The 13,463-nt window shown below is 40.2% G+C and carries 12 protein-coding genes; 4 read left to right on the top strand and 8 right to left on the bottom strand.

Annotated features, from left to right (window positions below; genetic code table 11):
- Window positions 1-211 precede the first annotated feature (211 nt).
- From BM107_RS01510 to BM107_RS01490, 5 genes are all read right to left on the bottom strand, one after another.
- On the bottom strand, window positions 212-1,663 hold the full coding sequence (locus tag BM107_RS01510; RefSeq protein WP_090979536.1) for a DUF294 nucleotidyltransferase-like domain-containing protein: 1,452 nt from the start codon (window positions 1,661-1,663) through the stop codon (window positions 212-214).
- Window positions 1,653-2,330 (bottom strand): 3'-5' exonuclease, encoded by a 678-nt coding sequence (locus BM107_RS01505; RefSeq protein WP_159435177.1) that lies wholly within the window; start codon window positions 2,328-2,330, stop codon window positions 1,653-1,655. The genes BM107_RS01510 and BM107_RS01505 overlap by 11 nt, the downstream gene beginning before the upstream one ends.
- A 208-nt stretch (window positions 2,331-2,538) precedes the next feature.
- Window positions 2,539-3,282: an MIP/aquaporin family protein gene (locus tag BM107_RS01500; RefSeq protein ID WP_090979532.1), complete on the bottom strand. Its 744-nt coding sequence runs from the start codon at window positions 3,280-3,282 to the stop codon at window positions 2,539-2,541.
- 204 nt (window positions 3,283-3,486) lie between these two features.
- Window positions 3,487-4,980: a glycerol kinase GlpK gene (gene glpK / locus BM107_RS01495; RefSeq protein ID WP_090979530.1), complete on the bottom strand. Its 1,494-nt coding sequence runs from the start codon at window positions 4,978-4,980 to the stop codon at window positions 3,487-3,489.
- Window positions 4,981-5,014: 34 nt separating this feature from the next.
- Window positions 5,015-6,583: a glycerol-3-phosphate dehydrogenase/oxidase gene (locus tag BM107_RS01490; protein WP_090979528.1), complete on the bottom strand. Its 1,569-nt coding sequence runs from the start codon at window positions 6,581-6,583 to the stop codon at window positions 5,015-5,017.
- A gap of 161 nt (window positions 6,584-6,744) precedes the next feature.
- On the opposite strand from BM107_RS01490, the gene BM107_RS01485 reads away from it, so the two are divergent.
- The gene (locus BM107_RS01485) at window positions 6,745-7,509 is read left to right on the top strand and encodes a DeoR/GlpR family DNA-binding transcription regulator (RefSeq protein WP_090979524.1); all 765 of its coding nucleotides are present in this window, start codon (window positions 6,745-6,747) and stop codon (window positions 7,507-7,509) included.
- 42 nt (window positions 7,510-7,551) lie between these two features.
- Window positions 7,552-7,941 carry a response regulator transcription factor gene (locus BM107_RS01480; protein WP_090979522.1) on the top strand — a complete coding sequence of 130 codons (390 nt, stop codon included), beginning with the start codon at window positions 7,552-7,554 and terminating at the stop codon, window positions 7,939-7,941.
- 69 nt (window positions 7,942-8,010) lie between these two features.
- Here the strand turns inward: BM107_RS01480 and BM107_RS01475 are convergent, their stop codons facing one another.
- From BM107_RS01475 to BM107_RS01465, 3 genes are all read right to left on the bottom strand, one after another.
- A complete protein-coding gene (locus BM107_RS01475; RefSeq protein WP_090979520.1) occupies window positions 8,011-9,024 on the bottom strand; it encodes a zinc-binding alcohol dehydrogenase family protein in 1,014 nt (337 codons plus the stop codon).
- Window positions 9,025-9,348: 324 nt separating this feature from the next.
- Window positions 9,349-10,659: an NRAMP family divalent metal transporter gene (locus BM107_RS01470; RefSeq protein ID WP_090979518.1), complete on the bottom strand. Its 1,311-nt coding sequence runs from the start codon at window positions 10,657-10,659 to the stop codon at window positions 9,349-9,351.
- A 25-nt stretch (window positions 10,660-10,684) separates the two neighbouring features.
- Window positions 10,685-11,065: a hypothetical protein gene (locus tag BM107_RS01465; protein ID WP_090979516.1), complete on the bottom strand. Its 381-nt coding sequence runs from the start codon at window positions 11,063-11,065 to the stop codon at window positions 10,685-10,687.
- A gap of 109 nt (window positions 11,066-11,174) precedes the next feature.
- On the opposite strand from BM107_RS01465, the gene BM107_RS01460 reads away from it, so the two are divergent.
- Both BM107_RS01460 and BM107_RS01455 read left to right on the top strand, forming a co-directional pair.
- Window positions 11,175-11,897: an LOG family protein gene (locus BM107_RS01460; protein WP_090979514.1), complete on the top strand. Its 723-nt coding sequence runs from the start codon at window positions 11,175-11,177 to the stop codon at window positions 11,895-11,897.
- 108 nt (window positions 11,898-12,005) lie between these two features.
- Window positions 12,006-13,463 carry a L,D-transpeptidase family protein gene (locus BM107_RS01455; RefSeq protein WP_090979513.1) on the top strand — a complete coding sequence of 486 codons (1,458 nt, stop codon included), beginning with the start codon at window positions 12,006-12,008 and terminating at the stop codon, window positions 13,461-13,463.

The following is a 13,463-nucleotide window of genomic DNA, read 5'->3' as shown; positions in this document are numbered from 1 at the left end:
CATATTTTAAAAAGGTTCCGATGCAAATCGGGACCTTTTTTCTTTAAAAAAGGATCATCACCCAGACCTGTAGCGCAAGTGGAAAGCTAGACAGTAAATTTATGTCCTGATCTTCCATTAAAGTGTTAATAGGATAATAGATGCTGAATTTATTCAGCGTGACGGCTGCGTATTATAAACGCTTAATATCAAACGCCCTACGCACTGCAGCCTAACCGAGGCTATTGGTAAACTTCATTCTAATCCCACTCTGAAAGTTGAGGATGATTTTAAAGATTTCGATCAGTGTTACCTTCTCAATTTTAGTTAAACTATCAATTTCAATAAAGTTATTTGGCGATGCCTGATTATTCATGATCAGATTGGCCTGGTGTTTTAATCTTAATCCCATCAGGTAATAATAGGATTGGGAAAGCTCATTAAATTGCTTTTCGCTAAAAACGCCCAGATCTCTTAAAGCCTTTAAACGTTCGCCGGTATTCTCCTTTTGAAAAATCCTGTTTTGTAAAGCATATACCCTCGCCAGGTCAACAATGGGGGTCATGGCAGTTTTAATATCAAATACCTCTTTTTTGTGAATTTTTTGCGTTCTGATATTTTTAAAATAGGTAAGGGGCGGCTCGTAAAGCAAAGCATTTTTAGCCAGGTATACGTAGAATTTTTCAATGGGTTTTTGCAACTCTTCATTTACGAATGACCTTAGGCTTTCCATGATTGCCAGATCGCCATAGATGGCCCTGCAATCGAAGAATGCAGCAAATTTCACAGCAGTTTCAGGCAGAGCTTCTTCAATCCAGTTTTTATAATTATACTTCCAGTGCGATAATGAATGCGTCCAGTTTGGATTGGTGGCCATATAGTCGCCGTCGCAATATACAAAGCCCACAAAGTTCAACTTATCAGAAACCTGGGTTGCCAGATCGAGAAAGTAAGAGCGTACGGCCGCTCTGTTTTCTTCCGCCGTATCTTCATATATAATGGCATTGTCCTGATCGGTTTTTAAACTCAGTTCTTTTCTACCCTCACTGCCCAAAACCATAAACACAAATTTGGCAGGCGGTGGACCTAATTTAGCAATAACATCTTCAATAATTTTAAAAGAGATGGTATCGGCAATGGTGGTCACTACCTCGTTTACAATCTTCGAGTGCACACCCCGCGTAAGCAGTTGAGATACGATGCCCGGTACTTTCTGCCATTTAAGTTTTAAATCGTTTGTATTTACAGCCGACTTTACCGATTGGATAAAAACCAATGGAGACTCCGCCTGTTCGCTCAACAGGCGGTTTCTGCTTAAAAAACCAACAAAATTTCCGTTATCGTTTACCAATAGATACCGCGATTTTTTGCTGAACATCATCAGTATGGCCTCATAAACATAAGCATCTGGTGTTATGGTCATGATATTGGTGTCCATTACTTCATCAATAGGTAAATCTGCACTCAATTGCCTGGCGATGACATTGTCTCTCAAAGTAATGTCAGTTACAAATCCTAAATAATCTCCTTCGTCATTTTTAACAAAAAGACAGCTGGTTTTTTGCTCCGACATTTTAATCGCAGCTTCAAAAATTGGTGTGTGGGGGCTACAACTCACAATTTTTCTGAAAGTAATATCTCCAATACGGGCAGTATAAATTCGATCGGCGAGTCTATCTTCCATTAAAAAGTTCCTTTAAAATTCTTTTAAACGAAAATTCTTTTCTCTTTTCTTTCTCCATGTTAAAGGTATGCTCCTGTTGGTAAATTGAAGGTAAGTTAATTTTATCTGTTTTTAAAAGGTGAAAGAAAATCTTTGCAGTGTTTAGTGTATCAGATAAAGCGTTGTGGATGCTTTCGGGCGCCTCATTAAATAAGATGGTGTAAAATTTATCCAGTTTTAAGTGACTGATTACGGTATTGGTAATATAAGGTGCACTTGCCTTCATGGTACAGAAAAATGAGAGGTTTTTAAATATGTTTTCTCTACCAAGACGATATAATTCAACATTTACCATATGATAATCAAGTTCAATAAAGTGGCCTATAACCAAAGGTTTGTACTTCTCTATATCGTCAGCAAACTGGAACATCACCTTCTCTTTGTTTTCTCCATGCTTATGCAGGTATTCTGGGGTGATTTTATGAATTTTTAGTGCTGACTGGTCAATGCTGAAATCGGTATTCTTGATGTAGTGATTCTCACGCTTAATTTCTTGATAGGCCTGATCATAAATAATCCATGCAATTTGAACAATATAAGGCCAGTTCTTTTCCTTAGAATATGGGGCAGTCCAATTTTTAGGCAGGCCCGAGGTTTCGGTATCAACAACGAGGAAGTATGCTTGCAATTTTGATTGGTTAGATAAATAGTAGCTGGATGTTATTTCAAAGATAAGTATTATTCGGTAGCGGCATAATTAAATTGAGTGTTGCTTTGAGAAAATATCACAAAATTAGTAAGCTCTGCCAAACAAAATCTGTGTAGACAGCGCTATCCGTTTCAGTCGATATTAATATTATTTTTTTGAATGTATTCGACGGGTATTTCCGAAGATATCACGATTTACTAATGAGCAAAAATGCCAGAGCGGCCAGTATCGAACCTATAGCAGGACCAACAATCGGTACCCAGGCATATGCCCAGTCGCTGCTTGCTTTTCCTTTCATTGGGATTAAAAAGTGAATAACCCGCGGACCCAAATCTCTCGCCGGATTGATGGCATAGCCAGTTGTTCCACCTAATCCCAAACCAATTACCCAAACTAAAAATGCTACGGGGATTGCACCGATGGAACCTAAGCCAATAGGGGTGGTCACCGTTTCTTTCGTGCCCATGCTGGCATCGGTAAAATAAAAAATCACAAATATTAGCACGAATGTTCCGACAATTTCTGATAACAAATTTGAGGACATGTTTCTGATGGCCGGAGCAGTTGCAAAAGGTGCGGCCTTTAATGCCTGATCGTCAGTAGCGTCAAAATGGTCTTTATATATCAACCAAACCAGAAACGATCCTGTCATGGCTCCGGCCAACTGGGCTAAAACATAAAATGGAACCAGTGCCCAGCTAAAGCCTTTGCCAATGGCAAGTGCGAGGGTTACTGCCGGATTTAAATGTGCCCCGCTATAAGGACCTGCAACAACAACCCCTGTAAATACCGCCAGGGCCCATGCCGTTGTAATAACTATCCACCCTCCGTTATTACCTTTTGTGCCTTTAAGCACTACATTAGCTACAACACTGTTTCCTAAAAGAATCATGATTGCAGTACCTATAAATTCTGAGAGATATACATTCATTATAAAATTTTAAGCGATTGAATTAATTTATTAGGTCGTTTAGAATTAAAAGCAATTTGCAGCAGGCATCTGTTTAATCCAAGCTTAGGATGCCCGCATAAATATCAATTGTCAATCCTGAGTTAGTCGAATGGCATGCTTTAAATCTCTTACAAGCTGTTGCGATGAATTGAAATTTATTTTATGGCCCTCTGCGATAGTCGTTTACTGGCTTTCTGCACTCACCCTGGCTGCTTTTACAGCCCTGTTCCAGCCTTTTATTCGTTCTGTATTATCAATTCCTGCTTCAGCAATGAAAGTTTTGTTGATTTTCCATTGCGAACGGATCTGATCGATACTTTCCCAAAAACCGGTAGCTAAACCGGCAAGGTAGGCAGCGCCAATAGCGGTTACTTCAGTTACATCAGGTCTGATTACCTTACAGTTTAGCAGATCGGCCTGAAACTGCATCAACAAATCATTGGTGGTAGCGCCACCATCTACTCTTAACTCTGAAATATTTACACCCGCATCTGCTTCCATCGCTTTCAACACATCCATCGTTTGGTAAGCAATACTTTCTAATGCTGCCCTGGCAATATGTGATTTGTTCGTGCCGCGGGTTAATCCGGTTATGGTGCCGCGTGCATGTTGATCCCAATGCGGAGCGCCCAAACCTGCAAAAGCAGGAACCACATAAACGCCATCGGTATCATTTACTTTTTTAGCTAAAGTTTCTACGTCAGCCGATTTAGAAATCAGTCCCATTTCATCACGCAACCACTGCACAACAGCGCCACCTATAAAAATACTGCCTTCTAAAGCATAATTTACTTTACCATTAATTTGCCAGGCCACGGTGGTTAACAGGTTGTTGACGGAAATTTTTGGCTTTTCTCCGATATTCATCAGCATAAAACAACCTGTGCCGTAGGTGTTTTTTACCATTCCGATTTCGGTACACATTTGCCCAAATAAAGCCGATTGCTGATCGCCGGCTATCCCTGCAATCAGGATTTTTGCAGCCAGTATTCTTCCCGCTGTTTCGCCATAAACCTCGCTTGATGATTTTACCTCCGGAAGCATTGCTTTTGGGATAGAGAAAAGCTCGAGCAGTTCTTCATCCCAGCTTAAAGTATGGATGTTATAGAGCATGGTTCGGGACGCATTGGTTACATCAGTTACATGTTTTTCACCTGCTGTTAATTTCCAGATCAGCCAGGTATCTATGGTACCAAAAGCCAGTTTCCCTCTTTCTGCTTTTTCACGCGCACCTTCAACATTTTCCAAAATCCACCGGGCTTTAGTGGCAGAGAAATAAGAATCTATGATCAAACCTGTTTTCTGCTGTATTTTATCGCCGAGCCCTTTTGCCTTAATTTCATCGCAATAGCCAGCAGTACGCCTGTCTTGCCATACAATTGCGTTATAAACCGGTTTTCCGGTTTCTTTATCCCAAACCACAGTGGTTTCGCGTTGATTGGTAATTCCGATAGCTTCAATATCGGCTACGGTTAGGCCTGCTCTAACAATTACTTCTGTTACAACAGCCAATTGTGTAGACCAGATTTCCATTGGATCATGTTCTACCCAGCCTGCTTTAGGATAAACCTGTGTAAATTCGCGCTGTGCGATGGCAACAATTTCGCCATTATAATTAAAAATAATAGCCCTCGAACTTGTGGTTCCCTGATCGATGGACAAGACGTATTTACTCATCATTAAAATTTGGTTAGCGGTTTCTGCCTTTTAGTTATTTTATATAATCATCATAAAGGTAACCATCAGCTAATTTATTGAAAGTTTTAATTTGCTCGGTTTTCCAGTTTTCATCTGCAGCTAATTCTTTGCACAGGAGAGCCGCTACCCGAGGCGCCATATCTTTAGCAGCCTGTGCATCAATAAATAACACCCTCAGTCTTCTGCTTAAGATATCTTCTACAGTTTCTGCCATTTCGTTCCTTGCAGACCAAACCACTTCGGCCTCAATGAAAGGAAAAGACGGATGTAATGGTTTTTCAAGGCCCGGGTTTTGTTTAATCAAGGTTTCAATTTTACTACGATCTGATCCATATATGGCCAGATGACCACTTCCCGAACTTACTGTACTCCCGTGTATATTTAAATTCTGAGTTACACATGCTTTATGTTTTAAACCCGCATGTGCAATAGCTAAATTCACTGTTTCTTCCGCCATTAGGCGGTAGGTAGTCCATTTGCCGCCTGTAATCGTAATCAATCCCTTTGCGGATACAATCAGTTTATGGTCTCTGCTGATTTCCTTTGTGCTGTTCGGATCACCAGAGGTAGGGGCAGCCAGGGGACGTAAACCTGAGAATACACTTAAGATATCTTTTGCCATGGGTTTACGGTTGAAATAGCCTGCTGCCGTACTGATAATAAAATCTACTTCTTCTTTTAATGCCCTCGGTTCCAAACTATGTTCGTTTAACGGCGTATCGGTAGTGCCTACCAGTAAATGCTCATGCCAGGGAACAGCAAATAAGACCCGCCCATCAGTGGTTTTTGGGATCATTAGTGCTGATTCACTATTTAAAAAGGTTTTGCTGAGGACCACATGTACACCTTGACTGGGCCTTACCATCTTCTTTGTAGCAGGATTATTCATTTGTAGGATCTCATCGACAAATACTCCCGTTGCATTAATGACGATTTTACCCTTGTATTGAGCTGTTGAACCCGTTATAGTGTCTTCTGTTTCAATACCGGTAACCGCATCACCGCTTTTTAAAAGGGCTGTTACTTTGGTGTAGCTGAGTAATGATGCACCCTTTTCGATAGCGGTTTGCGCAATGTTAATGGCCAAACGGGCATCATCAAACTTGCCGTCATAGTACCTGATGCTTCCTTTTAATCCCCGTGCCTTAATGCCAGGCATCATATTTAGGGTTTCTCTCTCGGATAAAAATTTAGATTTGCCAAAGCTGTATTTGCCTGCCAGCCAATCATAAAGGGTAAGCCCCGTTAAATATTTTATAACAGAAAACCAATCATAGCATGGAATCAGAAATTGTTCTTTATCTACAAGGTGTGGCGCGTTTTGTTGTAACAGACCACGTTCTTTCAGTGCATGTTTAACCAAAGAAATGTCGCCCTGCGCAAGGTAGCGGACACCTCCGTGAACCAGCTTGGTACTTCTGCTGGATGTTCCTTTGGCAAAATCCGCCTGTTCTACCAATAGCGTTTTAAAACCGCGGCTTGCAGCATCTAGTGCCGTACCTAAACCTGTTGCACCGCCACCAATAATAATAAAATCCCAATTTATATCATCAGCCGGTTGATGTGCATGCAATCTTTTCATTGGTTTAATAATAATTGATAACAAAACGAAACTATTCGCAATTATAAGAAATACTAATCGAAATAATATGTTAAGCAGGTTAAAAATTTATTAAATATTTATCTAAAATATGTTAAAGAATGTTTTTATTGCTAATTTGCAGCACGCTAATTTAATTTACTATGATGAATTTGGCTGAGAGGCATCAGTTTATTTTAAGTCGCCTGCAACGTGATCAGTACATCAATGTTGTGGATTTGTGTAAGGAATTGAAAGTGTCTTCGGTAACAATAAGAAAGGACTTAAAACTACTGGAAGACAAGAGTCTGCTGTTTAGAACACACGGTGGTGCCACGATAAACAATCCCTACACGGTAGACCGTCCGGTTAACGAGAAAGAAAAAATACAATCGGCGGAGAAGAATAAAATTGGAATGGCTGCAGCCGCATTGCTGAACGATAACGATTCTATTGTGATTGCTTCGGGTACTACAGTGCTTTATTTTGCGAAGAACATTGCCCCTGCAACCAATTTAACTGTTGTTACTTCTGCATTAAATGTGGCGCTCGAATTAATGCGCGAACCTGGTATTGAAGTGATACAATTGGGTGGCTTACTCAGAAAAAGTTCTTCCTCGGTTATGGGCGCTTATGCGGAGCAGGTTTTGCAGGATTTTTATTTTAATAAACTTTTTTTAGGGGTAGATGGCATTGATTTAGATTTTGGTGTGACCACTACCAATGCCATGGAGGCGCATTTGAATCGCAAAATGATCGGTGCATCACAAAAAACGATCGTACTTGCTGATTCTACTAAATTTGGAAAAAGAGGTTTCGGAAAGATATGCGGATTAGAAGAAATTGATCATATCATAACCGATAAAGGAATTTCTGAACAAATTGTAAAACATTTAGAGGGTTTGGGTGTTACTGTTACTATCGTGTAGCGCATTCCACGCGAACTGACATCCCAAACATATAATTTGAACATGGAAAAAAAACGAATACACATTTTAGAAGACGATCAGGAAATCAGAAACGTTATTGAAATCCTGTTAAAAGAAGAGGGTTTTGAATTACAGCTTTCTTCGTCCTTTGCGGAACTGAAAAAAAATATCCAGGATGCAATGCCTGATCTTTTCTTATTAGATGTAATGTTACCAGATGGAAACGGAGCTGAGATATGTGAAGATTTAAAAACTGATATTTTCACCAAACATATCCCGATTATTGTAATGTCTGCACAGAACAATAGCGAGCAAAAAGCAATTGATGCATTTGCTGATGATTACATCAGCAAGCCTTTCGATATTTATAACGTGTTGGAACGCATTAACGCGCAGCTAAAAAGAAGTTCAGAGAGCAGGGCTAAAGTTTAGTTGAAAATAGGATATAAAAAAGGAGAGAAGCTGGTCAGGTTTTTCTCTCCTTTTTTTTACAGGCATTTTTTAATATTCAATAACCACTTTGCCAATGGTTTTTCCACTCTCCAACAGGCGGTGAGCCTCTTTTAAGTTCTCTACTGAAAATCCCTTAAGCGTTTGGTTTAATGTAGTTTTAAGGGTGCCATCATCTAATAATTTTGCTAACGCGTTTAAAATATGGTGCTGTTGTTCCATATCGTCAGTCTGGTACATGGAACGGGTGTACATCAGCTCCCAGGAGAAAGTAACACTTTTGTTTTTTAACTTATTCAGCGCGACAGGTGTGGCAGAGCCCGTTATTGATACAATATGGCCTTGAGGTTTAATCAGTTCCACCAAAGTATCCCAATAGTTATTCAGGTCAACCAGATCGAGAATAAAATCTACTTCCTTTAAACCTGCTGCGTGTACTTCTTCAACCAGGTTTTTATGATCTACTACCAAATCTGCACCCATGGCCTTACACCAATCTTTTGTCTCTGGTCTCGAGGCTGTGGCAAGTACTTTTAAGCCACTTATTTTCCTGGCCAATTGTATGGCAATAGAGCCAACGCCCCCTGCACCACCAATAATCAGGATGCTTTTTCCTTTATCTTTAGGTTCGGCGATACGGATGCGATCGTAAAGTGATTCCCATGCGGTAAGAGCGGTTAACGGCATGGCTGCCGCCTCAGCATGGGTAAGTGATGAGGGTTTTAAACCTGTTATGCGTTCATCAATCAATTGATATTCGGCATTGGAGCCGCTTCGGGTTAAATCTCCGGCATAGTAGACTTCATCTCCGGCTTTAAAAAAGGTAACATCCTCACCAACGGCTTCAACCGTGCCAACAGCATCCCAGCCAATTACCTTGGGTGTTTCCAATACGGTGTCTTTTGCGCTGTTCTGCCGGATTTTAAAATCAACCGGGTTTACGCTGATGGCTTTTATCTTTACAAGTAAGTCTCTCCCTTTTGGTTCTGGAACCGGTGTTTCAAACATGATGAAACTTTCGCTTTCGTTTATAGGGAGTGATGTTTTAAATCCTATCGCTTTCATTACTGGTGAATTATTTTAATTAAAGATATTGTTTTTTGCATAGCAAATATAAACTGATGAACCTTAATGTTGCCATATATCTGCAATATGATAGAGGATTCGGAACAAAAAGCTGATACCTTTAGATCACATTCAGGCAAAAATTTTTAATCTGGAGAAATGAAAAGCCGGGAAGTGGATTGTCGATTTAGCATAAGGGAAAATCCTGATAAGCTCCTTTACGAATGGATGATTTTCACTGTTTTTAAACCAGAACAGGTTTAAAATGCTATAGCTCGTTTGCCCTGTACCGTAGCTAAGTTAATGCAGTCGCTACGGCCAATATTAGTTGTTTACGAAAGAAACAATCATACCAATAATTGCCAGTGCCATAGCCCCGAAAGTGATCCAGACTACTATATTAGCGGTTTTTGAGCTTTTGTACTTTCCCATAATAAGTTCACTGGAAGAAATTCTGGCGATAATAAAAAGCAGCGGAACCGCAGCAATTCCATTTAAAACAGCAGCATATATTAAAGCTTTTATCGGATCGATTCCGATAAAATTAATCATCAGGCCAATAAGGGTTGCAATCGTGATTACGCCATAAAAACCATGTGCTTTTTTAAACTTTAGATTTAAACCGGTTTTCCAATCGAGAGTTTCTGAAATGGCATAAGCTGCCGAGCCTGAAAATATAGGTATTGCCAAAAGGCCCAATCCGATAATACCAGTGGAGAAAATCAATTTTGCAATGTAGCCTGAATTAGGAAACGATCTGACCAGCGGTTCAAGCGCCCTGGCTGCATCAGCGGCATCTTTAATATCTGTATTGCCCGAACGGTGGAGAACAGTAGCGGCTACAACAATGATGCACCACGTAGTGAGTTCTGACATAATCATTCCGGTTGCATTGTCTATCCGCATGTTATGTAACAGCCTCTTGGTAACCAAAGGTTTGCCATTTCTTAACAGGCGTTTTGATTTTTCTTCCTCAACTTCCTGAGAGGCCTGCCAAAAAAACATATAGGGCGAGATGGTGGTTCCTAAAACGCCTATGATGATAAAAATGTATTCAAAATTAAAGCTGAAACTGGGAATGAAAGAGGCTTTCAATAAAGTAAGCCACGGTTGTTTAACAATGATCAGGGTTAAAGGGTAGGCCAGCAGGCTCAGGGCAAGCCATTTTAATATCCTTGAATAGGTTTTGTAGGTCGTAAATATTTCGAGTAATAAAGTGACAGAAGTAAAAGCAAGGGCAAGTACTGCAAATGGCAGGGGTATGATTAACGCTGCTGCTGAAGCCATAGCGCCAATATCTGCTCCGATGTTTATGGTATTTGCAACAAGCACGGTACCTACAATAAAATAGAGTACTCTTTTGCTGTAATATTCTTTTATAACGGCTGCAATTCCTTTTCCCTGTACTAATCCAATGCGGGCGCAGGTTTCCTGGACCACAATCATTAACGGCAACATATAAACCGCAGTCCAAAGCTGACTATAGCCAAATTTTGCTCCCGTCTGGGTATAGGTGGCTATGCCCGACGGATCATCATCAGCTGCCCCTGTGGTTAGGCCCGGCCCTAAAAGCTTTGCCCAGTTTTTAAGACGTATTTTTTGCTGTTTAAGGCGGGCTATCAATGTTGCTTTCATCAACCAACGGGGCTATGTTTTTCGTTTACATCCATTCTGCTGCAAAACGATAGAATTCATGTCTCATCTCTTCAAATAAATCAACCTCACGCAGGTATTCGGCCTGTAACTCCTCGTTCTTTTCGAACACACTTTGTTCTATAAAATCTTTTGTATCTTTTATTTCGCCGGCCAGCATCTCTATATTTTTCAGCAGGTGATGTTTGAGTACTTCAATCTTGTCCTGGTGGATAATAAAAAGGTTTTGAAAGTGTTCTATCCCAATCATGGTTTCTTTACCTGTATTTGCTTTTGCAATTTCGTTGAGCCTTTCTTTTAAGATTTCCAATGTCTCCGCGTAAAAATCGAGTCCACGGATACTGTCGCCGTGTACGTTATTAAGGTGTTTAATGCTAATTTTTTTCATACACAATTTTAATTATTTAAAATTTTGGCTGTTATGATACAGCGCAGTTCCGAAAGTGATACCCATCATATCTGCTGCTTGGCCGGGGAGTTAAATTTGGTTAAAAAAAATGGCCAGTAAATCAGAAATAGAATTCCTGGAAGGGCCACGGTCCAGAGCTAAGGAGTTCATTTTTACGCTAAAAACGGTACTAGATCTGATCAGGGGATTTAGAGGATTACATTTTGTAGGCCCCTGCATTACCTTTTTTGGTTCTGCACGTTTTGCGCCCGATCATCCCTATTATAAATTTACAGAAAAAGCTGCAGGAGCTTTTGCAAAACTGGGCTTTACGATTATGACCGGTGGAGGCCCTGGATTAATGGAAGCAGCGAATAAAGGTGCGCAGGCAGTTGGCGGCCGCTCGGTGGGCTGCAATATTTCATTAGCAAGAGAACAAAAACCAAACCCATATCTGGACAAATGGGTGAACATGAATCATTTTTTTACCCGCAAGATTTTACTGGTAAAATATTCTTTTGCTTTTGTGGTGCTGCCGGGGGGATATGGTACACTTGATGAATGTTTTGAAGCACTGACGCTCATCCAGACTCAAAAGATCAAGGATTTTCCGGTAATCGTGTTTGATCGAAAATATCACCAATCCCTTTTAGAGCATATTACAAAGATGAAAGAAGAGGGAACAATCGCTGAAAATGACCTCAGTTTGTTCTTGGTAACAGACGATATTTCTGAAGCCGAGACCTTTGTTAAAATGCATAGCATCAAAAAATTCAACCTGAGGCCAAAACGAAAAATAAAGCCTTTTAAATGGTTGTTTGAGCATTCATAGGCTTTCATGAGCAAACGATAACCTGTAAGATATCATTGCAAAAAGTGATCGGAATCATTAAAATATGATGATTGTATTTTGATATTTATCATTGTAAATCAATCTGTTATGAAAAATAAAAATATTCAGAGACGCTTCGGTACGGTAACGCTGATTTTTATTTCCTTAACGCTTTTGTGGGCTTTCTTATTGGTCTATAATGCTTTTGGAATTTGCCTTAAAAAAGATGGATCTGTTATATACACCGATTCGTTGTCCCTTAAAAAAGAAATTGTTAGCCTGCAGCAAAAGCTGAACTATCCTAATCTGGTTGATCGCTTTTATCAGGACAGGCTGTACAAGCGTGCCTGGGTAATGCAGGATACTGTCCATTCAGATGTCTGGGCGTCGATGTTACTGATGGATTGTGTATTACAGTTTGGTTTGAACAGAAACGATTTTCATCCCGATCAGCTCACTTATGATGCGCTTCGCCCACTTACCAGTCCAAATGCCAAACTACAGGAACAGGAAATTTTTGATATTTATTTAACAGATGCCCTGATCACGCTCATCAACCATCTTCACTACGGTAAATTTAACCCTGTATTCACCACCGAACGATTGGAGTCGAAAATACTACTGGATTTTGATCCGGTATCACATCTTAAGAAAGCGATGGGACACCCAGATTTTATGGCCAATGTTACCTCGGCCCAGCCGCAGGCAGATATGTATAAAATGCTTCAGGATTATCTCCATCTGGTTAAGGGGCAGTATATAGATGACTGCTATGAATTTCCGGAAGGTGATGCGAGAAAAATGGCCATTAATATGGAGCGCCTACGGTGGATAAATACAGGAGATCGTTATTTCATACAGATCAACATTCCTTCCTACACACTTAAACTGGTTAACAATGATCACGTAGTGATCTTTAAAACCATTGTTGGTAAGCCCTCCAGCCCGACACCAGAGTTGGAAAGTAAGGTGAAGTACATCACAACATCGCCAGACTGGAAAGTGCCTCATAAAATATTTACAACTGAGCTGTTACCCAAAATATGGAAAGATTCGACCTATCTGATCAATAACCATTACAGTATTTACGATAGAAAACAAAACATAGTGCCCTTAACCAAGGGGACTATAGCTGCGATCAAAGCTAATCCTAATCTGTATGATGCCAGGCAGTCGTCCGGTTGTGATAATGCACTGGGCAAGGTTGTATTCCGGTTTCCGAATGTTTTTGATATTTACCTGCACGATACTCCAGAACAGAAATTATTTAAAAAACAAGAAAGAGCATTCAGTCATGGCTGTATCCGGGTAGAAAATGCTGGTTTACTTGCCGAACTGTTATTAAGGAACGATGGAACAGCCGATAAGGTACCTGCTTTGAAATCATCAATGCTTAACATGCGTAAAAAAGATTTCCATCTTAAAAATACTGTTCCGGTAAAAATCACTTATATCACCTGCGAGGTTAATGACGGGCAGCTCCGTGTGTATCCGGATGTATATCACCGCGACCAGGTTTTGGAAAGTTTAATGTTTCCTGTTAATAATAAACCGGTAAAGAAGTAA

It is taken from the genome of Pedobacter suwonensis, assembly GCF_900111825.1.
Lineage (GTDB): Bacteria > Bacteroidota > Bacteroidia > Sphingobacteriales > Sphingobacteriaceae > Pedobacter > Pedobacter suwonensis.
This window is presented reverse-complemented; position numbering and strand designations above follow the sequence as displayed.